Source organism: Streptomyces sp. enrichment culture (genome assembly GCF_964273145.1).
In the GTDB taxonomy this organism is placed as follows: domain Bacteria; phylum Actinomycetota; class Actinomycetes; order Streptomycetales; family Streptomycetaceae; genus Streptomyces.
In genome coordinates this window covers 4,246,360-4,264,654 of sequence record NZ_OZ186873.1, presented here as the reverse complement: position 1 = coordinate 4,264,654, position 18,295 = coordinate 4,246,360, and the positions used below count along the sequence as shown (strand labels likewise).

At 74.1% G+C, this 18,295-nt stretch carries 17 protein-coding genes; 8 read left to right on the top strand and 9 right to left on the bottom strand.

The window, feature by feature from the left end; genetic code table 11:
* Positions 1-112 precede the first annotated feature (112 nt).
* From ACSU6Z_RS19405 to ACSU6Z_RS19390, 4 genes are all read right to left on the bottom strand, one after another.
* Positions 113-1,342, bottom strand: coding sequence for a hypothetical protein (locus ACSU6Z_RS19405; protein ID WP_437047313.1), 1,230 nt, complete (start codon positions 1,340-1,342; stop codon positions 113-115).
* Positions 1,339-3,033: a DUF3492 domain-containing protein gene (locus tag ACSU6Z_RS19400; RefSeq protein ID WP_437047311.1), complete on the bottom strand. Its 1,695-nt coding sequence runs from the start codon at positions 3,031-3,033 to the stop codon at positions 1,339-1,341. Before ACSU6Z_RS19400 ends, ACSU6Z_RS19405 begins: the two co-directional genes overlap by 4 nt.
* 223 nt (positions 3,034-3,256) lie before the next feature.
* Positions 3,257-4,798 (bottom strand): DUF3152 domain-containing protein, encoded by a 1,542-nt coding sequence (locus ACSU6Z_RS19395; RefSeq protein WP_437047309.1) that lies wholly within the window; start codon positions 4,796-4,798, stop codon positions 3,257-3,259.
* 8 nt (positions 4,799-4,806) lie between these two features.
* Positions 4,807-5,829, bottom strand: coding sequence for an alpha/beta fold hydrolase (locus tag ACSU6Z_RS19390; RefSeq protein ID WP_437047308.1), 1,023 nt, complete (start codon positions 5,827-5,829; stop codon positions 4,807-4,809).
* 318 nt (positions 5,830-6,147) lie between these two features.
* On the opposite strand from ACSU6Z_RS19390, the gene ACSU6Z_RS19385 reads away from it, so the two are divergent.
* The 4 genes from ACSU6Z_RS19385 to ACSU6Z_RS19370 all read left to right on the top strand — a co-directional run bounded on the left by ACSU6Z_RS19385 (position 6,148) and on the right by ACSU6Z_RS19370 (position 8,142).
* Positions 6,148-6,372, top strand: coding sequence for a hypothetical protein (locus ACSU6Z_RS19385; RefSeq protein ID WP_437047306.1), 225 nt, complete (start codon positions 6,148-6,150; stop codon positions 6,370-6,372).
* 264 nt (positions 6,373-6,636) lie between these two features.
* Positions 6,637-7,281: a TetR/AcrR family transcriptional regulator gene (locus ACSU6Z_RS19380; RefSeq protein ID WP_437047304.1), complete on the top strand. Its 645-nt coding sequence runs from the start codon at positions 6,637-6,639 to the stop codon at positions 7,279-7,281.
* Positions 7,282-7,435: 154 nt separating this feature from the next.
* Positions 7,436-7,663 carry a DUF3107 domain-containing protein gene (locus tag ACSU6Z_RS19375; protein WP_437047302.1) on the top strand — a complete coding sequence of 76 codons (228 nt, stop codon included), beginning with the start codon at positions 7,436-7,438 and terminating at the stop codon, positions 7,661-7,663.
* Between the two features lie 209 nt (positions 7,664-7,872).
* Positions 7,873-8,142 carry a hypothetical protein gene (locus ACSU6Z_RS19370; RefSeq protein WP_437047301.1) on the top strand — a complete coding sequence of 90 codons (270 nt, stop codon included), beginning with the start codon at positions 7,873-7,875 and terminating at the stop codon, positions 8,140-8,142.
* 86 nt (positions 8,143-8,228) lie between these two features.
* Here ACSU6Z_RS19370 and ACSU6Z_RS19365 read toward each other — a convergent pair whose 3' ends face one another.
* A complete protein-coding gene (locus ACSU6Z_RS19365; RefSeq protein ID WP_437047300.1) occupies positions 8,229-8,993 on the bottom strand; it encodes a ferritin-like fold-containing protein in 765 nt (254 codons plus the stop codon).
* A gap of 520 nt (positions 8,994-9,513) precedes the next feature.
* Between ACSU6Z_RS19365 and ACSU6Z_RS19360 the strand changes: the two genes are divergently transcribed.
* A complete protein-coding gene (locus ACSU6Z_RS19360) occupies positions 9,514-11,901 on the top strand; it encodes a DEAD/DEAH box helicase (RefSeq protein ID WP_437047298.1) in 2,388 nt (795 codons plus the stop codon).
* 89 nt (positions 11,902-11,990) lie between these two features.
* Positions 11,991-12,884, top strand: coding sequence for an alpha/beta fold hydrolase (locus tag ACSU6Z_RS19355; protein ID WP_437047296.1), 894 nt, complete (start codon positions 11,991-11,993; stop codon positions 12,882-12,884).
* A gap of 250 nt (positions 12,885-13,134) precedes the next feature.
* On the opposite strand, the gene ACSU6Z_RS19350 is transcribed toward ACSU6Z_RS19355, so the two are convergent.
* On the bottom strand, positions 13,135-14,040 hold the full coding sequence (locus tag ACSU6Z_RS19350; protein WP_437050392.1) for an NYN domain-containing protein: 906 nt from the start codon (positions 14,038-14,040) through the stop codon (positions 13,135-13,137).
* A gap of 237 nt (positions 14,041-14,277) precedes the next feature.
* On the opposite strand from ACSU6Z_RS19350, the gene ACSU6Z_RS19345 reads away from it, so the two are divergent.
* On the top strand, positions 14,278-14,430 hold the full coding sequence (locus ACSU6Z_RS19345; protein WP_216724727.1) for a hypothetical protein: 153 nt from the start codon (positions 14,278-14,280) through the stop codon (positions 14,428-14,430).
* A gap of 107 nt (positions 14,431-14,537) precedes the next feature.
* Here the strand turns inward: ACSU6Z_RS19345 and ACSU6Z_RS19340 are convergent, their stop codons facing one another.
* From ACSU6Z_RS19340 to ACSU6Z_RS19330, 3 genes are all read right to left on the bottom strand, one after another.
* Positions 14,538-15,143 (bottom strand): MarC family protein, encoded by a 606-nt coding sequence (locus ACSU6Z_RS19340; RefSeq protein ID WP_437047295.1) that lies wholly within the window; start codon positions 15,141-15,143, stop codon positions 14,538-14,540.
* 69 nt (positions 15,144-15,212) lie between these two features.
* Positions 15,213-16,070 (bottom strand): PHP domain-containing protein, encoded by an 858-nt coding sequence (locus ACSU6Z_RS19335; protein ID WP_437047294.1) that lies wholly within the window; start codon positions 16,068-16,070, stop codon positions 15,213-15,215.
* A gap of 116 nt (positions 16,071-16,186) precedes the next feature.
* Positions 16,187-16,828, bottom strand: a complete 642-nt coding sequence (locus ACSU6Z_RS19330; protein WP_437047292.1) for a DUF6758 family protein — start codon at positions 16,826-16,828, stop codon at positions 16,187-16,189.
* A gap of 213 nt (positions 16,829-17,041) precedes the next feature.
* On the opposite strand from ACSU6Z_RS19330, the gene ACSU6Z_RS19325 reads away from it, so the two are divergent.
* Entirely contained in the window at positions 17,042-18,265 is a 1,224-nt protein-coding gene (locus ACSU6Z_RS19325) for an MFS transporter (RefSeq protein WP_437047290.1), read from the top strand.
* The last annotated feature ends 30 nt before the right edge of the window (positions 18,266-18,295 follow it).

The following is an 18,295-nucleotide window of genomic DNA, read 5'->3' as shown; positions in this document are numbered from 1 at the left end:
GCAGAGGCGCCCGGGCCGGCGTGCCGGCCACCGCGGGCGGGTGCCCTGCGGCGCCTCCCCCGTCCGCCGCGGGCGGCTGTGCGGGCCTGGACCGTTCCGCCCGTGGATGTCCTCAGCACGGGAGCTCCGTCCGGGCGTGGGCCGATGCCGTGGCCAGGCGGCGGATCGCGTGGGCGAACAGCGCCAGGGCGCCGGCGCCACAGGTCGTCACGGGGACCGCGGCGGGTCCCCAGGCGGTGATCAGGGCCTCCACCGGGGCGGCCAGGGCGTCGCAGCCGGGGAGGCGGGCGGCGAAGAGGAGGGCGACGGCGGTCGCCTGGGCCGTGGCGGTGACGGCGAGGACGACCGCGGGGGCGTGGGTGAAGCCGTGGACGGCGAGGAGACGGGCGAGCAGGAGCAGGGCGCCGAGTGTGAGCGCCTGCGGGTACGCGGCGGGTTCGCCGAGGACCGCGCCCGTCAGGGTGAGCAGGAGCGTCAGGGCGGCCAGGAACACGGCGAGGGCGCCCAGGAGCAGGGGCCGCACGGTGGCGGCGAAGTCGTCCAGGCCGCGGCTGGCCGTCAGTCCGCGGCGTGCCCCCCTGGCGAAGAGGTGGGCCGTCCAGGCCGCGGGCGCGCAGGCCAGGGCGAGGGCCAGGAACGGGGCGGTGGTGACCGGCCAGGGGCCGTCGGCGGTGCCGGTGGGCAGGCCGTCGGGTCCTCCGGCGACTGCCGCGCGGAGCAGTCCCTCGCCGAGGAGGGCGTAGCCGACGAGCCACCAGGCGCACAGTCCGGCGGGCCGCGACCGGCCGGGGACGCGGAGCGGTCCCCGGCGGACGGCCGCACGGGCGGCCGGGCCGATGGTGAGGGCACCCACGACGGCGGTGGTCAGGCGCGGCCCGCCGTGGGTGAGGTGGAGGCCGATGACGGTCGCGGCGCACAGGGCACCGGGCAGCAGGGTGCGGGCGAGCCAGGCGGCGGGTGCCCGGGGCGGCGGGACCGTGGGCGGGCCGGCGGCACCGGCGCGCGGGGTGCGGGCGTACATCTCCTCCGCGAGGGAGAAGACGTCCCGGTGGCGGAAGCGCGCGGCGGTCCGGTCCGTGATGCCGTGGGCCTCCAGGCCCGCGGCGATCTCCAGCGGGTCCACGGCCCGTTCGCACAGGGCCCGGTGGTGGTCCATCAGTGCCTTCACCGGGTCCGCGGAGGTGCGGCGGGGGGCGGTGGCGCGGTCGCCGGCCGGCCGGGCGCCCGGGGTGCGGCGGTCGTCCGGGCCCTGCCCCGAGCGGTCGCCCCAGGAGCTCGGGTGATCCAGGAGGGCCGGGTGGCCCGGGGCGCCGGAGCGGTTCGGTCCGCCGGGGTCGCTCATCGCGCCCCCTCGACGGCGACCGGTGGGCAAGCGGCCCAGCGGGGGCCGCCCCGGTCCGCCGCGGGAAGGGCGGAGCCGGTCCGGTGGCCGAGGAGGTGGGCCTCGGCCGGGGTGGCGAACGGGCGGGGTTCGCCGGCGTCGTCGAGGAGGACGCGGCGGACCGGGGAGCGCGAGGCGATTTCCAGGTAGATGCCGTGGAACGCCGCGGTGTTCCGCTCGACGGTGAACAGTTCGAGGGCGCGGGAGCGGGCGGCGCCGCCCAGGCGCACGCGGCGCTCGGGGTCGCGCAGCAGCGTCACGCACGCCTCGGCGAGCGCCCGCGGATCGCACGGAGGGACGACGAGGCCGGTGCCGCCGACGACCTCCGCCACCGCGCCGACGTCCGCGGAGACCGTCGCGCGACCGCAGAGCATGGCCTCGACCAGGCCGGCCGGGAAGTCCTCGACCGCGCTGGAGGGGACGACCAGGGCCCCGGCGGCGTACGCGTCGGCGGGCGTCGGGAACTCCGGTCCGCCGATCTCCCCGAACGCCACCGGGTCGCCGCCGCCCGCGCGCGGGCGGCGCGGCGCGGCGGGGAAGAGCCGGTCCGCGAGCTCACGGCAGTGGCGGAGGTAGGCCGCGTCCCCGGGCCCGGCGGGGGAGCCGATGATCCGCAGCCGGGCCCTCGGTTCCTCCTCGTGGATCCCGGCGAAGGCGTGCAGCAGGGTCACCAGACCGCTGGCGGGCTCGATGCGGCCGACCCGGACGAGGGTGTGCGCGTCCGCGCGCTCCGGGGCCTCCCCCACCTCGGCGAAGGGGGACGCGTCCACGCCCGGGTGGACCGTGCGGATCCTGGCCCGGTCGGCTCCGCAGCGCTCCTGCCAGCGGCGGGCGTGCGCGTCGCCCGGGGTGACGAGGGCGGCCCGCCGGTAGGTCTCGGCGGCGAGCAGGCGGTGGAAGGCGGCGAGCGGGGACCGTACGGCCGGGGGGGACTCCTGGGCGGTCAGGTAGTGCGTACGCAGGTGCACGCCGTACTCGGTCACCAGCAGGGGCACTCCGCGCAGGTGCCGGGCGAGCAGGCCGGGCAGGGCGGCGATCCCGCCGGAGGCCGCGTGGCACAGGTCGACCGCGCCGAGCCCGTCGTGCCCGTACCAGTCGAGCGAGAGGGGGCGCAGGGCGCGTTCGAGATGCGCGGCGACGGCGAGGAGGTCCGGCACGCGCGCCTCGCGAGCGGGGCGCGTCGCACCGGGTGCGCGGCAGGCGCGGTCCAACGCGTGTACGGCGGTGTCGGAGCGGAGCGCGCCGGCCAGGCCCCCCTCGTCGCGGGCGAGTTCGGCGAGACCGTAGAGCGCCCTGGCGAAACGGTCCGCCTGGGAGGTCGCGGGATCCCCGCAGGCGCCGGGCGGGTCCTGGACGGCGCCACCCGCGCACAGGACGTCCGCGAGTTCGCCGTACCACTCGGCGAAGCGCCGGCGCGCGCGCCGCCCGTACACCACCCCGTCGTCCTCGGTGCCCCACAGCGGTGCGGTGCGCACGCGGCTGACCCGGGGCGGCAGCGGAACCCAGCCCTCGTCCTCCTGGCGCTCGCTGAGGCTGAGCGCGTAGAGGTCGAACTCGTGCTGCGCGAGCCCGCGCACGAGTCGATCGCACCAGAGCCCGGTGCCACCGCTCACGTACGGGTAACCACCCTCCGTAAGCAGTCCGATGCGCACGTGTGCACCCCCGATCTCCCATGTGAGGAGCCACCGTTGGTCCGGCGGCCCGCAGCGGGACGAACGTATGCGGACATGGCGGTGGCGCGGCGGACGGTTGTCCGTCGCGCCACCGAAAGGGGTGAACGGCCGTAACTTTTCGGTGCGGGAGACGTTCCGCCGCGCTAGGAGGCCGAGCGGTCACGGAGTGCCGCAGGCCGGTCCGTCCGCTCGCCGGCGCCCGTCAGCCGCCCGGGTACGGCCATGGGTTGGGGAGGCAGTGGATGCCCTCGCGGGGGTCGAGGAACTTGGTCTGCTGTTGCATGACCGGGGCGAGCTCGCCGTCCTTGTCGCAGGTCACGTGGGAGTGCCCGAGACGGTGGCCGACCTCGTGGTTGATCAGCATCTGCCGGTACGCGTGGATCTCGTCGCCGTACGTCTCCGAGCCCTGCGCCCACCGGTAGGCGTTGATCATCACGCGCTCGGTGGCGGCCGAGTCGCAGGACACGTTGTCGATGGTGGTGTCCAGGCCCGACTTGGCGCACCAGTCGGCGGTGGTCCCGGGACTGGCGAGGGTGATCACGAAGTCGGGGTGCCCGGAGTGGATGCGCTCGAACGTGAGGGCGCCGCCGTGCGCCCAGCTCCGGTCGTCGTTGAGCGTCTTCTGCACGGCCTGCGCGAACAGCTCGCCGTCCAGGCCGAGCCCCTCTTCCACGTCCACGCGGTAGGCGAGCTTCCGTCCCTTGCCCGGCGCCCTGTCGACGCCCGGGACCGCGTCGAACGTGCCCGGGCCCTCCAGCGTGGCGCTGAGCGGGTACTTCTCGTCCATCTTCTGCTCGTACGTCGACGGCGACGCCTCGGCGGACACCGGCGGCGTCGGCCGCCCGTCCGTGCGCGAGGCGGGATCGCGGACCTCCCGCGTCCGGTCACCGGCGGACCGCGGCTGTGTGCCCCGGCCGTCCCGCCCCTCGGCGACCTGGCCGGCGACGACGACCGCGAGCACGATGGCGACGACGGCGGCCGCGATGCCGACGAGGGTCCGCCCCTTGCCGTCCCTGGCGGCGGGCCCGCCGGTGGGCGGCGCGCCGTCCGTGCCGTACGCGGCACCGGCACCGCCGGTCCGGCCGAAGTCCCGGTCGGTGGCGGAGGCGTACGGGCCGGCGGTCCGCGCGAAGGCGCCGGTACGGCCGTGGGGGCGGGTGGCGGAGGCGTCGTCGTCCTCGCCGGAGGCGAAGGCGTCCACGTAGTCCTGCCGCGGTCCCGCGAGGTCCGCCCACCGCCGTCCCCGCCCCTGTTGCCGCGGGAAGGCGGCGCCCGGGCCGGGACCCGTGGGAGCGCCGGGACCCGCGGACCGCCCCCGCGCCCCGCTCGACCGGCCCCAGCCGCCCCCGTCCTCATGCTGCTCGGGGTGGCCGCCGCGGACCTGCGGGACACCCTGCGCCGGCGTATCGCCGGAGACGCGGGGCACACCCCCCGCGGGCGTGCCCTCTCCCGCCGGGTGCGGCACCCCGTGCGCCGGCGTGCCGCCGGGGACGCGGGGCACCCCGTGCGCCGGTGTCCCGTCCGGAAGGCGCGCCCCCGCGTACCCCGGCGGCCCGCCCCTCGGCGGCGTCCGTCCATCCGTCTGCGGTCCGGGCATCCGCCGGCGGCCCGTCCCCGGCCCCGGCGCGCCGTCCGGCCCCGGCCACTGTCCGGCACCCGGCCGCCCCGGCCCGCTCTCCCGTACTTCAGCTGTGTCCGCGGCGTCGCCCTCGGGCGCCGGTCCGCGGCGGCTGTGGCGTCCCACGTCGCGCCTCAGCCTCCCGTTTTCTCGTTGGCGGGCGCGCCGTCCGCGGCCCTGCGTGTATCCGTACCGGCCGCCGACTTCCCGGTGTCCGCGAGGAATTCGCGGAACGCCGTGGCCACCGTCTCGGGATACTCCATCATGGCCACGTGTCCCGCGTCCGGCAGGGTCAGCAACCGGGAGTCGCGGAAGGCGCGGGCGGCCCGCTGGGCCATGCGGTAGCCGACGAGCCGGTCCCGGCCGCCGTACACGAGCAGGGTCGGCGCGAGGACCCGCTCGGCCTGCCGCCACAGCCCGTGCTGGCCGCCGACCGTGTAGGCGTTGACGATCCCCCGCGCGGAGCGCGCCATCGCGTCCCAGAAGTACGGCAGCCGCTGCCGCCGTTCCATCTCCTCCACCGCGTGCCGGAACCCCTCGGGCGTGACCCGTCCGGGATCGCCGTAGCACAGCGCCATGACACCGCGGACCCGCTGCTCCGCCGTCCACTCACGGGTGAGCCGCGTGAAGAGCGCGGCCACGCCGGGCAGCGCCAGCAGTCCCGTCGGCACGGCGGAGCGCTGGACCCGGATCTCCGGCAGCGCGGGCGAGACGAGGGTCAGGGTGCGCACGAGGTCGGGCCGCACCGCGGCGACGCGGGTCGCGACGGCGCCGCCGAGCGAATTGCCGAACAGGTGCACGGGGCCGTGTCCGCACGCGTCGAGGTACCGGATGACCGCGCGCGCGTGCCCCGTGATCGAGTAGTCGCCGTCGTCCGGTGGCGGGGAGTCGCCGAAGCCGGGCAGGTCGAGGGCCTCGTTGGCGGTGACGTCGTCCAGCAGCGGCATCAGCGCCGACCAGTTCTGCGAGGAACCGCCGAGGCCGTGGACGTAGAGCGCGGGCGGCAGCCCCTCGCGCGCCGGCTGCCTCGACCGGATCGTCAGCGTGATCCCGGGCAGCCGGACCGACCTGAGCCGTTCGCCTTCCTCGACCCTGAGGGCGGCCGCCTCCGACAGCGCGTTGGCGGGCGGCACGAAGGGCAGCTCGGTCGAAGACATGCGGCAATGTTACGAGATGATCACACAGCGGTTCATGTGTTCGCCCTCACAGCCGGCCCCCCGCGCGGGCGCTCCCGCGCATGGAGTGGCCGTACCTGCGCATACAAGAGGTACACGAGAAGTGCGGGGGCGAAGGAACCACCGTGACGTACCGTGACGGACGGCGACGGCGACGGCGAACCGGCGTCGCAGCGCTCCGTCACGGTTCGCAAGCAGATCGCATAGCGTCCGGACCGGGTGTCTCCTAGGCTCGTAGGGAGGGCACCCGCATGTGGCCCCTGCATGTGTTCAGGGACGTTCGTAGAAAGGGAGCCCACCATGGCCGTAGACCCCACCGACCCCGAGACCTTCGAGGACGAGGAGACCCGGGACGACCGGGAGTTCGGTGTCGAGGCCCCCGAGGTCGACGCCGCCGAGCAGCACGCGGACATCGCACCCGAGCGCGACGACCCACTGACCGACGTGGACCCGGACCGCGCCAGCGAGGCCGATCTGATGGAGCAGACCCGGATCGTCACCCTCGACGAGGACGACTACCGGTGACCCGCGTGACCCGGTGACCGGCGGCCCGGCTCCCCCGGGGCGGCCGGGAGGGACCGGGTGACCGGTGACAGGAGCGGCGGAAGGCGCCGCCGAGCAGGAAAGGGCCTGATATTTGCCCGGTCTGAACTTGTTTGAAACCTTCCGCGCGGCTTTCGTCACCGTCCGGTACGTGAAATCCTGCGCCCGCACCGCGCACACCACGGTTACCGAAAAGTACGATGGCGGCGCGGCGCACACCGCGAGTGGACGATTTTGGGAGGCGGCGTGACAGCCATCGAGCAGACAGAGGCGGTACGCCCGCGGGGCACGCGCCTGCCGCGCCGTGCCCGACGGAACCAGCTGCTGGGCGCCGCGCAGGAGGTCTTCGTGGCGCAGGGCTACCACGCGGCCGCGATGGACGACATCGCCGAGCGCGCCGGCGTCAGCAAGCCGGTGCTCTACCAGCACTTCCCGGGCAAGCTCGACCTCTACCTCGCCCTGCTGGACCAGCACTGCGAGTCCCTGATCCAGTCCGTGCGCAACGCGCTGGCGTCGACGAGCGACAACAAGCAGCGCGTCCGGGCGACGATGGACGCCTACTTCGCGTACGTCGAGGACGACGGCGGAGCCTTCCGCCTGGTCTTCGAGTCGGACCTGACGAACGAGCCCGCCGTGCGCGAGCGCGTCGACAAGGTCACCAACGAGTGCGCGGAGGCGATCTGCGACGTCATCGCCGAGGACACCGGCCTCTCGCGCGCGGAGTCGATGCTGCTCGCGTCCGGCCTGGGGGGCCTCGCTCAGGTGGTGGCCCGCTCCTGGCTGCACAGCGACCGCAGCGTGCCGCGCGACCAGGCGGTCCAGCTGCTGACCTCGCTGGCGTGGCGGGGCATCGCGGGCTTCCCGCTGCACGGCAGCGAGCAGCACCACTGACGGGGCTCACCGGGCCCTTGTCCCCGCCGCCTGTTCGCCCGTGTTCGCTCGTGGCGTTCCCGGGCGGAGCGTACGCCACGCTCACGCGGGCTAATGTGTGCTGGGTACGGCGCGGAAGGTCGCGCACTTCACTGACCGTCGGAGGGACATAGCCGTGGAGGTCAAGATCGGCGTGCAGCACGCGCCCCGCGAGATCGTTCTGGAGAGCGGTCAGAGCGCCGAGGAGGTCGAGCGGGTGGTGGCCGACGCCCTGGCCGGAAAGGCGCAGCTGCTGAGCCTCGTGGACGAGCACGGCCGCAAGGTGCTGGTCCCGGCCGACCGCCTCGCATACGTCGAGATCGGCGAGCCGACTCCGCGCAAGGTGGGCTTCGGCGCGCTGTAGCCGCGACGCGACGACGGCGGGGCCCGGCGATCCGTGGATCGCCGGGCCCCGCCGTCGTCGCGCGTGGACGCGGGGACGTTCGGGCCGTACGTCCGGAACACACGTCCGGAGCACACGCCCTCCACAGGTGGGGATTGGATTCCGCAGGTCAGGGGTAGGACGGCATACGACCGTTTTGGGCAGGCCGGCCGTGTGGGAGGGACCCCGACATGCTCCTGGAAGCACTCAGCTCCGCGATCCTCGGTCTGATCCTGGCCGGGGCCGCCGCCCACCGCCTGCCCCACCGGCTGCCGGCCCGCGTCCTCGTCCTGCCGACGGGAACCGCCGGGGCGCTGTTCGGGGCGTTCGTCACGCACACGGCGCTGGACGCCGGGAACCTGCCGGTGGTGCTCCTCGGGGCGGCGGCCGTCTCCCTGGCCTCGCTGTCGCTGCTGCTGCGCCCCGAGGGGAGGGTCCGCCGCCGGTCGGCGACCGCCTGACCGGCCGCCGGTGGCGGCGGCCCGGGAGGGGACCGGACGGCGCGCGGCGCCCGGAGGGCCCGCGACCGGGCCGCGCGAAAGCGGTCCTAGGCGGCCAGTCCCAGGGCCGCCATCCGCTTGGTGTGCGCCTCGGTGATCCGGGAGAACATCCTGCCGACCTCGGCGAGGTCGAAGCCGTCCGCGACGCCGCCCACGAGCATCGTCGACAGCGCGTCCCGGTCCGCGACCACCCGCTGGGACTGCGACAGGGCCTCACCCATCAGACGCCGCGCCCACAGCGCCAGGCGCCCGCCCACGCGCGGATCGGCGTCGATCGCCGCGCGCACCTTCTCCACGGCGAAGGTGGCGTGGCCGGTGTCGTCGAGCACGGCGAGCACCAGGGAGCGGGTGTCGGAATCCAGCCGGGCCGCGACCTCGCGGTAGAAGTCGCTGGCGATGGAGTCGCCGACGTACGCCTTGACCAGGCCTTCCAGCCAGTCCGAGGGCGCCGTCTGCCGGTGGAACCCCTCGTAGGCGGCGACGAACGGCTCCATCGCCGCCGTGGGCTCCTCGCCGATCTCGGCGAGTCGGCCGCGCAGCCGTTCGAAGTGGTGGAACTCCGCCGACGCCATCTTCGCCAGCTCCGCCTTGTCCTCCAGCGTCGGCGCCAGCTTGGCGTCCTCCGCGAGCCGTTCGAACGCCGCGAGCTCCCCGTACGCGAGCGCGCCGAGCAGGTCCACGACCGCGGCACGGTAGTGCGGGTCGGCGGCGGCCGTGCCCCAGTCCAGGGCCGCGACTCCGGTGGCTCCGGTGCTCCCGGTGGGTTCGGCGGGGGCGTCTGCTGCGTTGCCAGGCTTGTCAGAGCTCGTCATGAAGCGCACAATAGCCCGCCCTCCGTCGCACGAAAGGCCCCGGCCGATCAGTGTGACGACGACTACGTGACCAAATCGGCCATCGCGTGTGCGCGAATCCGGGGTATGGTGGTAATGCGCCTGCCGAGTAGGTGACGTACAAGTACGTCGAGTACGCGTCGCGTACGTCATGTATGGAGCGGGCCGCACGTATGAGGATGCCCGGTCGGTGGCCCGATCGGCTCCGACCCGACAGCCCTCTCCGGCCGTACGGCAACACCGCGCGTACGGCGACCGGAGGGGGGACCCTCAGCGGTTCGAGCGCTAGAGCGTCGGCTGTGGTCCCGTGCCAACGGCCCGCCCGCGTGGGCGGCCGGCGTCCCCGGCACGGTCACACGACACGACCCCCGCGCTCGCCTCGCGCCGCGCACACAGAAGAGGCAGCACCCTGACTACGACGTTTCGATCCCTCGGAATCCTCCCCGAGACCGTCGAGGCCCTGGACGCCGTCGGCATCACCACCCCCTTCCCCATCCAGGAGATGACGCTCCCCGTGGCCCTGACGGGCACGGACGTCATCGGCCAGGCCAAGACCGGCACCGGAAAGACGCTGGGCTTCGGCCTTCCGCTCCTGGAACGCGTGACCGTCCCCGCCGACGTGGAGGCGGGCCGCGCCGAGCCCGGGGACCTCACCGACGCCCCGCAGGCCCTCGTCGTCGTCCCGACGCGCGAGCTGTGCACCCAGGTGACCAACGACCTGCTGACCGCGGGCAAGGTGCGCAACGTGCGCGTCGTCGCGATCTACGGCGGCCGGGCGTACGAGCCGCAGGTCGAGGCCCTGAGGAAGGGCGTCGACGTGGTCGTCGGCACCCCGGGCCGCCTGCTGGACCTCGCCGGCCAGAAGAAGCTGGACCTGAAGCACATCAAGTGCCTGGTCCTCGACGAGGCCGACGAGATGCTCGACCTGGGCTTCCTGCCCGACGTCGAGAAGATCATCGGCATGCTCCCGGCCAAGCGCCAGACCATGCTGTTCTCGGCGACCATGCCGGGCGCGGTCATCGGGCTGGCCCGCCGTTACATGTCGCAGCCCACGCACATCCGCGCCACCGCGCCGGACGACGAGGGCGCCACGGTCGCGAACATCAAGCAGTTCGTCTACCGCGCGCACTCCATGGACAAGCCGGAGATGATCGCCCGCATCCTGCAGGCCGAGGGCCGAGGGCTGGCGATGATCTTCTGCCGCACCAAGCGGACGGCGGCCGACATCGCCGAGCAGCTCCAGCGGCGCGGGTTCGCCGCCGGCGCGGTCCACGGCGACCTCGGCCAGGGTGCCCGCGAACAGGCGCTGCGCGCCTTCCGCAACGGCAAGGTGGACGTGCTCGTCTGCACCGACGTCGCCGCGCGCGGCATCGACGTCGAGGGCGTGACCCACGTCATCAACTACCAGTCGCCGGAGGACGAGAAGACCTACCTGCACCGCGTCGGCCGTACGGGCCGCGCGGGCGCGAAGGGCACGGCGATCACGTTCGTCGACTGGGACGACATCCCGCGCTGGCAGCTGATCAACAAGGCGCTGGAGCTGGACTTCAACGACCCGGTGGAGACGTACTCCACCTCCCCGCACCTCTTCTCCGACCTCGGCATCCCCGAGGGCACCAAGGGCGTCCTGCCGCGTTCGGCGCGCACGCGTGCCGGTCTGGACGCGGAGGAGCTGGAGGACCTCGGCGAGCCGGGCGGCCGCGGTGGCCGCGGACGCGGCGGCCGGGGCGAGCGCGGTGACCGGGCCGAGCGGGGCGGCCGGGGCGACTCCCGTTCGGACGACCACGAGCGTTCCGCGCGTACGCCGCGCCGACGTCGCCGTACGCGCGGCGGGGCACCGCTGGACGCCGCGACCGCCGGAACCGCGGCGCAGGACGCCGTGACCGCCGGCGACCCGGAGGGTACGACGGAGGCGGACGCCGCCAAGCCGGCCCGTACGCTGCGCCGCCGGCGCCGCACCCGCAACGGGGCGCCGACGCAGCAGCCGGTGGCGGCGACGACCGGGGAAGGTGCCGTTCCGGCTGCCGCCGAGGCGGCAACCGAGGCCCCCGCCGCACAGGCCACCGTGGACCCGGCCCCCGAGACCGCCGAGGTTCCGGCGCAGCCGCGCCGCCGGCGCACGCGCAAGCCGGCGGAGGCACCGGCCGTCGAGGCTCCCGCGACCGAGGCCCCCGTGGCCCCGGCCCCGGCCGAGGAGGCGGCCCCGGCCGAGGAGGCACCCGCCGCCAAGCCGCGCCGCCGCACCCGCAAGACCACCACCGAGGCGGAGACCCCGCAGACCGGCGAGGCCCCCGAAGCCACCAAGCCCCGCCGCACCCGCAAGACCACCGCCAAGACCGAAACCACCACCGACAACACGGCCGAGGGCACGGAAACCGGTGAGGCCAAGCCGCGCCGCCGCACCCGCAAGGCCACCGCCGAGGCGGAGATCCCGCAGACCGGCGAGGCCCCCGTGGCCCCGGCCCCGGCCGAGGAGGCGGCCCCGGCCGAGGAGGCACCCGCCGCCAAGCCGCGCCGCCGCACCCGCAAGACCACCACCGAGGCGGAGACCCCGCAGGCCGGCGAGGCCCCCGAAGCCACCAAGCCCCGCCGCACCCGCAAGACCACCGCCAAGACCGAAACCACCACCGACAACGCGGCCGAGGGCACGGAAACCGGTGAGGCCAAGCCGCGCCGCCGCACCCGCAAGGCCACCGCCGAGGCGGAGACCGTCACCGCCGGCATCCCGGCGCAGGTGGCGCAGGCGCCGGAGGCCGCGCCGCGGCGCCGGACCCGCAAGGCCGCGGCGGCTGCCGACCCCGGGGACGCGGCCGAGGCGAAGCCGAAGGTCCGCCGGACCCGCAAGGCCACGGCCGGCACCGCTCAGCCGGTGGAGTCCGTGGAGGGCTGATCCCCCGGCTTCCCGTCGGCCCGGTCCCGCCTCGCGCGGGGCCGGGCCGGCGGCGTACGGGCCACCGCGGCGCCCGATACGCTCTGCCCGTGAGCAGGAACGCCGTCTTCACCCCGCCGCCGAACGCGCGCACGTACCGGATGCGGACGGCGCGCGGCGAGTTCGCCGTCGTCGAGTCACCCGTGGCCGGCGACGCCGAACCGAAGGGGGTGGCGCTGATGCTGCCGGGGTTCACCGGGAGCAAGGAGGACTTCACCCTGCTGCACGAGCCGCTCGCGGCGCGCGGCTACCGCACCGTCGCCGTGGACGGGCGGGGGCAGTACGAGTCCGACGGGCCCGCGCACGACGAAGCGGCCTACGCCCAGCGGGAACTGGCGCGGGACGTCCTCGCGCAGGCCGCCGCGCTCGGAACGCCCGTGCATCTGCTCGGGCACTCCCTCGGCGGCCAGATCGCCCGCGCGGCCGTCCTGCTCGACCACTCCCCCTTCCTCTCCCTCACCCTCGTCTCCTCGGGTCCGGCCCGGATCTCCGTCTCCCAGCAGCAGCGCGTGAAGCTGCTGCGGGACGCGCTCGCCGTGATGACGATGGAGGAGGTCTGGGAGACCATGCAGGCGATGGGCCCGCCCGAGGAGGCCGGCGGTCCCGCCCGCGGCGCCGCCGACGAGGCGCGGCTGCGGCTGCGCTGGCTGGGCACCCGGCCCGCCCAGTTGCTCGCCACGGGACGCCAGTTGTGCACCGAGCCGGACCGGGTCGCCGAGCTCGCCGCGGTGCCGCTGCCGTTCCACGTCGTGTCGGGGGAACGCGACGACACCTGGCCGGTGCCGCTCCTGGACGACATGGCCGTACGGCTGCGGGCGCGCCGGACCGTGGTCCCCGGTGCCGAGCATTCGCCCAACACGGACCGGCCCCTGCCGACCGCGCGTGCCCTCGCCGACTTCTGGGACGGCGTACCGCGTCCGCGGACGGCCGCCGCGAGCCGGTAGGCCCGGCCGCCGGGGGTCCGTCGTTCGGATCGTGCCGCGGACGCGGGGTCCGGCACGCGCATCCGCCGCCCGGTCGTCCCCCGCCGACGCTCCGCGCCGCCCGGCGGCCGCACGCGCCGGACCCGGCTCACCGGCGCCGACCGGCAACGTCGCCTTCCCGTGCCCCGGCCCGAACGGCGGGCCCTAGGCCTCTCGTTCGGATCATGCCGGGCTCGCGGGGCCTGATCCGACCTGATCCAAACGAAAGAACCTAGTACTGCGTCTGCAGGTGGTCCCAGAACCCGTCCCGCAGCGCCCGCCGCAGGTCGGCCTGGCCGCGCAGCGAGTACTGCAGCAGGCCCTCCGCCTCCACCAGGAGGTCCTGGTCGACCGAGCCGGGGAGGTAGGGGTGGCCGGGCAGCAGCTCCACCAGGGCGTCCCTGCCCCGGGCCGCCAGCCACTTGGCCGCGATCTGCGCGCCGACGAAGCGGACGTCCTCGCGGGCCGGCCGGGCCGCGCCGGCCGGCTCGTAGGCGGAGGCCGTGCGGCGGGAGACGTAGGGCTTGAAGAAGTCCAGGTCGAGGGTGCGCTGGCTGTCGACCTCCCAGAGCAGGGGTTCGGCCTGGTTGCGGCCCTCGGGGGCCTCGATGCCCCACAGGTGGACACGGGCGCCGAAGCCCTGGGCCGCCTCGACCGCCGACACCAGGTCCTCGTCGCCGCCCAGGAGGGCCGCGTCGCTGATGGCGCGGTGCCGGGCCAGTGACTCCAGGTCGGAGCGGATGAGGGAGTCGACGCCCTTCTGCTGGTTGTTGGCGTTGAGGTTGCCCAGGCGGACCTTGACGTCCGGTAGCTCGGCGATGGACTGCTGCTCGGTGGTGTGGATGCGGCGCCGGGCGCCGTCGTACCAGTAGACCCGCAGCAGCCTGCTGTCCGCGAAGATCGTGCGGGCCCGGTCGATGAGCGCCTCGATCAGCCCCTCGGCGTCCAGGTCGAAGGCCCGGCGGTCCTCCGTCCCGGCCACCAGCCGTCCCGCCGCCGCGTAGAGGTAACCGGCGTCGACGAAGATCGCATGGGTCGAGGGCGTCTTCGCCACCTCGGCGAGCATGCGTTGCAGCAGCTCGTTGGTGCGGTCGATGCGGGCGCTGAGGGCCGCGAGGTCGTCGTTCATCACCTCCATTGTCCTGGCCGTCACGCTGCGAACACAACCGGTCCCGATCGGTCCCGCCGCGTGACTGTCCGGTCCGCACCCGGACGCTTACCGATCAGTAATTAGTTGTTCGAAAAATTTCTTTAGCGTAGGGAATGTTCGTAACACAGGGCATGTTGACTATGAACGGAACCGGGGACACCACTGCCCCCGGTCCTTCACCAGTAGTTCTCCTCGGAGGATGACCAGACGAAGGGAGAGGCACACATGCGTTTTGAAGTCATGCGACTCGACGACGTCGACGGTACGCCCGTCGACACCACGGTCGTGGACGCCGCCTCCGTCAACCGAATCGTCCAGCAGGCCGCCGCCATCGGACAGCGCCTGTGGATCCGCCCGGCCGACACCTCGGCCTCGTAGCGCGGAGCCTTCGCACACGGCCGCACACCACCGCACCGCACACGACCGCGGTACGACGCCGGGCCCCCGTACGGACATGCCGTACGGGGGCTTCGCCGTCGCGGGCCTCACGCGCCCTGGATCACCTGCCTGAGCCCGTTGATGATCTGCTGCACGGCGATGGCGGAGAGCATCATGCCCGCGAGCCGGGTCACCAGCACCACGCCGCCGTCCTTGATGACCCGGATGATCAGCAGCGAGTAGCGCATCACCAGCCACAGCACCACGTGGATGGCGAGGATCGCCGCCCACACCGACACCTGCGCGGTGACGGTGTGGGCCTTCTGCACGGCGAGGATGACCGACACGATCGCGCCGGGACCGGCCAGCAGCGGCATGCCCAGCGGCACGAGCGCGACGTTGACGTCCTTGGTCTGCTTGGGCTCGTCGGTCTTGCCGGTGAGCAGGTCCAGCGCGATCAGCAGGAGCAGCAGCCCGCCCGCGATCATCAGCGCGGGCACGGACACGTGCAGGTAGTCGAGGATCCGGTGCCCGAACACGCCGAACACGGTGATGACGCCGCCCGCGACGCAGACGGCCTGCAGGGCCATCCGCTTCTGCACCTTGGCGGTCCGTCCGGCGGTCAGCGCGAGGAAGATCGGGGTGATCCCGGGGGGATCCATGATGACGAAAAGGGTGAGGAAGAGGGAGCCGAAGACGGCGACGTCGAACATGGGTGTGCCTTGTGAAGTGGTACGGGGAGTCCGGGAGGGACGTACTGACGTGGACGTGCGGGGCGGGCCTCAGGCTCCGCCGGCCCCCGGCACCGGGAACGCCCCGAACGCCCGCCGCGTGATCTCCCCGTACACCTCGGGGTCCGTCGTGTACTCGCCGAGCCCGCAGGTCTTGCGGCTGCCGTGGTAGTCGCTGGAGCCGGTCACCAGGAGCCCGAGCTCCTTGGCCAGCCCGCGCAGCCGCGCCCGCGTGTCGGCGTCGTGGTCCATGTGGTCGACCTCGATGCCGTCGAGCCCGGCGGCGGCCATCTCCGCGATCGCGGACTCCGGGACCGTACGGCCGCGCTTGGCGGCGGCCGGGTGCGCGAACACCGCGACCCCGCCGGCCCCCTTGATCAGCCGGATCGCCTCGAAGGGATCGGTCTCGTGCTTGGCCACGAAGGCCCGTCCCCCGTCGGCCAGCCACTCCTGGGTGAAGGCGTCGCCCACGGTCGCCACGACGCCGAGTTCGACGAGGGCGGAGGCCACGTGGGGGCGGCCGACCGAGCCGTCGCCGGCGATGCGCGCGACCTGCTCCCAGGTGACGGGCACGCCCAGCTCGTTGAGCCTGGCGACCATGGCCTTGGCCCGCGGCACCCGGTCGTCCCGGACCAGCTCGCGCTCGGCCAGCAGGGCCGGCTCCGCGGGGTCGAAGAGGTAGGCCAGCATGTGCATGCTGACGCCGTCGAGGCGGCAGGAGAGCTCGGCCCCGGTGACCAGCGTCAGCCCCTCGGGCAGCGCGGCGGCGGCCTCGGCGTGCCCGCGGGTGGTGTCGTGGTCGGTCAGCGCGACGACGTCCAGACCGGCCGCGGCGGCTTTGCGCACCAGCTCGGCCGGGGTGTCGGTACCGTCGGACGCGGTGGAGTGGGTGTGCAGATCGATGCGCACGACGCTGACTCCAGGCGGTGACGGTACGGAAGGGGACGCTCCAGGATAACCGGATTCCCACTCGCCCCTGTCACACCCGAATCACCCGCACGCCCCCTACACCGCCGCGCACTCCGTCATGGCTCGATCAGCCGGGGGGACAGCGCCCCGCACGGCACCAGCTCCACCTCGGCCCCGGCGTCCCGCAGATCGGCCAGCACCAGCTCGTCGTACATCAGCAGCCCCGACTGCTCGGGCCACACGACGGCCCACAACCACATGCCGAGCGCCTCGCCGGCGAAGACGGCGCGGTCGGCCGGGGCGCCGGAGACGTGCCAGAGCGGGGTCGGCCGGCCGCCGGCCAGGACCTTGGCCTGCGCCGGCTTCCCGACGTCCATGTACGGCCCCGGGTCCGGGCCGTCGATGCCCGCGTACCGCGCGCCGAGACCGACACCGAGTTCCTCGGCGACCAGGATCAGCTCTCCCATGCCGCCGAGGGGGCCGGGGCCGGAGCAGGCCACCGCCGTGGCGCGCCCCCCGCTGCGGTCGTCGCCCGCGCAGGCCACGCCCGTGAACAGCCAGCCGACCGGCAGCGGCCACGGCATCCACACCGGCACCTGGGTGCGGTGCACCACGACGCCCAAGGCCTCGACGCTGGGCGGGACCACGGGCTGCAGCGGATACACGGAGCCGTGCGCATCGCACTGCCACGAATCGGTGAAGAGGCCGGGAGCCCTGACCCGGCCACCGCACTTCGGGCAACTGGGTTCGCCCCTCATAGGGCTCCACGGTCCTCCCCCTGTCCCGCCGCGTCAAGGACGATCACCCGTCCGGGGGGTGGGAGCGGCGGCGGAACCGCCCGCCGGACAACTAGATGCACTTTGCATTAGTTAGCAGCTCTAAATTACTATGTGTATACACCAACCATCTGTGTAACCTTCTGCGCCGACCGTCTGCCCGCCCCTCGGGACCGGTCGGGATTGGAGCCAAGCATGGACCCGTTCGACGCGGGAGCCGGCAGCGTCCTGAAGCAGCCCAAGGCGGTGTGGGCGACCGCCGGCGCGTCCGTCGTCGCCTTCATGGGCATCGGACTCGTCGACCCGATCCTGCCGTCCATCGCCAAGGGACTGGACGCGGACGCCAGCCAGGTCTCCCTGCTGTTCACCTCCTACTTCCTCATCACCGCCTTCGCGATGCTGGTCACCGGGTTCGTCTCCAGCCGCATCGGCGGGCGCAAGACCCTGCTGCTCGGCCTCGCGTTCGTCGTGGTCTTCGCGGGCCTGTCGGGCACCTCCGGCACGGTCGGCCAGCTGGTCGGCTACCGGGCCGGCTGGGGACTGGGCAACGCGCTGTTCGTGTCGACGGCCCTCGCGGTCATCGTCGGGGCGGCGGCGGGCGGGAGCGCCGCGGCGATCCTGCTGTACGAGTCGGCCCTCGGCCTCGGCATGGCCTGCGGCCCGCTGCTGGGCGCGCTGCTCGGCGACGCCAGCTGGCGCTACCCGTTCTTCGGCACCGCCTTCCTGATGGCCGTCGGCTTCCTGTGCATCACGGCGTTCCTGAGGGAGCAGCCCCGGCCGGCCCGCAAGACCTCGCTGCTGGACCCGGTCAGGGCCCTGGGCCACGGCGGGCTGGCCTCCGCCGCGGTCTCGGCGTTCTTCTACAACTACACGTTCTTCACCGTGCTGGCCTTCACGCCGTTCGTGCTGAACATGACGCCGTACAAGTCGGGTGCCGTGTTCTTCGCCTGGGGCGTGCTGCTCGCCGTCTTCTCGGTGATCGTGGCACCGCGGATGCAGGAGCGGTTCGGCTCGCTGAGGGTGCTGGGCGGCTCGCTGGTGCTGCTCGCCGCCGACGTCCTCGTGCTCGGGTACGGCGACCACACCACCGCCGTCGTCTGCACGATCCTGTCCGGTGCCTTCATCGGCGTGAACAACACCGTCTACACCGAGCTGGCCCTGGGCGTCTCGGACGCGCCGCGGCCGGTGGCGAGCGCGGGCTACAACTTCGTGCGCTGGTTCGCGGCGGCCGCCGCCCCGTACCTCGCGCCGAAGATCGAGGAGTGGACCGACGTCCACGTCCCGTTCGCGGTGGCGGCCGTCACCGCGCTGGCGGGCGCGGCCGTGGTCGCCGTACGGCGCCGGGCGCTGGGCCACGGAGCCGAGGGGGCGGAGCCGGAGCACGCGGCCGGGGAGGGAGTATCGGCGTTCGCCAACTGACCTCCGCCGGGCTCTTCTTCGGTGAGATCG

Coding starts and splice junctions, on each gene's coding strand:
- ACSU6Z_RS19385 (WP_437047306.1), top strand. CDS start 6,148: ATGGCCGTAGACCCCACCGACCCCGAGACCTTCGAGGACGAGGAGACC.
- ACSU6Z_RS19370 (WP_437047301.1), top strand. CDS start 7,873: ATGCTCCTGGAAGCACTCAGCTCCGCGATCCTCGGTCTGATCCTGGCC.
- ACSU6Z_RS19340 (WP_437047295.1), bottom strand. CDS start 15,143: ATGTTCGACGTCGCCGTCTTCGGCTCCCTCTTCCTCACCCTTTTCGTC.
- ACSU6Z_RS19365 (WP_437047300.1), bottom strand. CDS start 8,993: ATGACGAGCTCTGACAAGCCTGGCAACGCAGCAGACGCCCCCGCCGAA.
- ACSU6Z_RS19390 (WP_437047308.1), bottom strand. CDS start 5,829: ATGTCTTCGACCGAGCTGCCCTTCGTGCCGCCCGCCAACGCGCTGTCG.
- ACSU6Z_RS19330 (WP_437047292.1), bottom strand. CDS start 16,828: ATGAGGGGCGAACCCAGTTGCCCGAAGTGCGGTGGCCGGGTCAGGGCT.
- ACSU6Z_RS19345 (WP_216724727.1), top strand. CDS start 14,278: ATGCGTTTTGAAGTCATGCGACTCGACGACGTCGACGGTACGCCCGTC.
- ACSU6Z_RS19405 (WP_437047313.1), bottom strand. CDS start 1,342: ATGAGCGACCCCGGCGGACCGAACCGCTCCGGCGCCCCGGGCCACCCG.
- ACSU6Z_RS19350 (WP_437050392.1), bottom strand. CDS start 14,040: ATGGAGGTGATGAACGACGACCTCGCGGCCCTCAGCGCCCGCATCGAC.
- ACSU6Z_RS19325 (WP_437047290.1), top strand. CDS start 17,042: ATGGACCCGTTCGACGCGGGAGCCGGCAGCGTCCTGAAGCAGCCCAAG.
- ACSU6Z_RS19360 (WP_437047298.1), top strand. CDS start 9,514: ATGACGCTCCCCGTGGCCCTGACGGGCACGGACGTCATCGGCCAGGCC.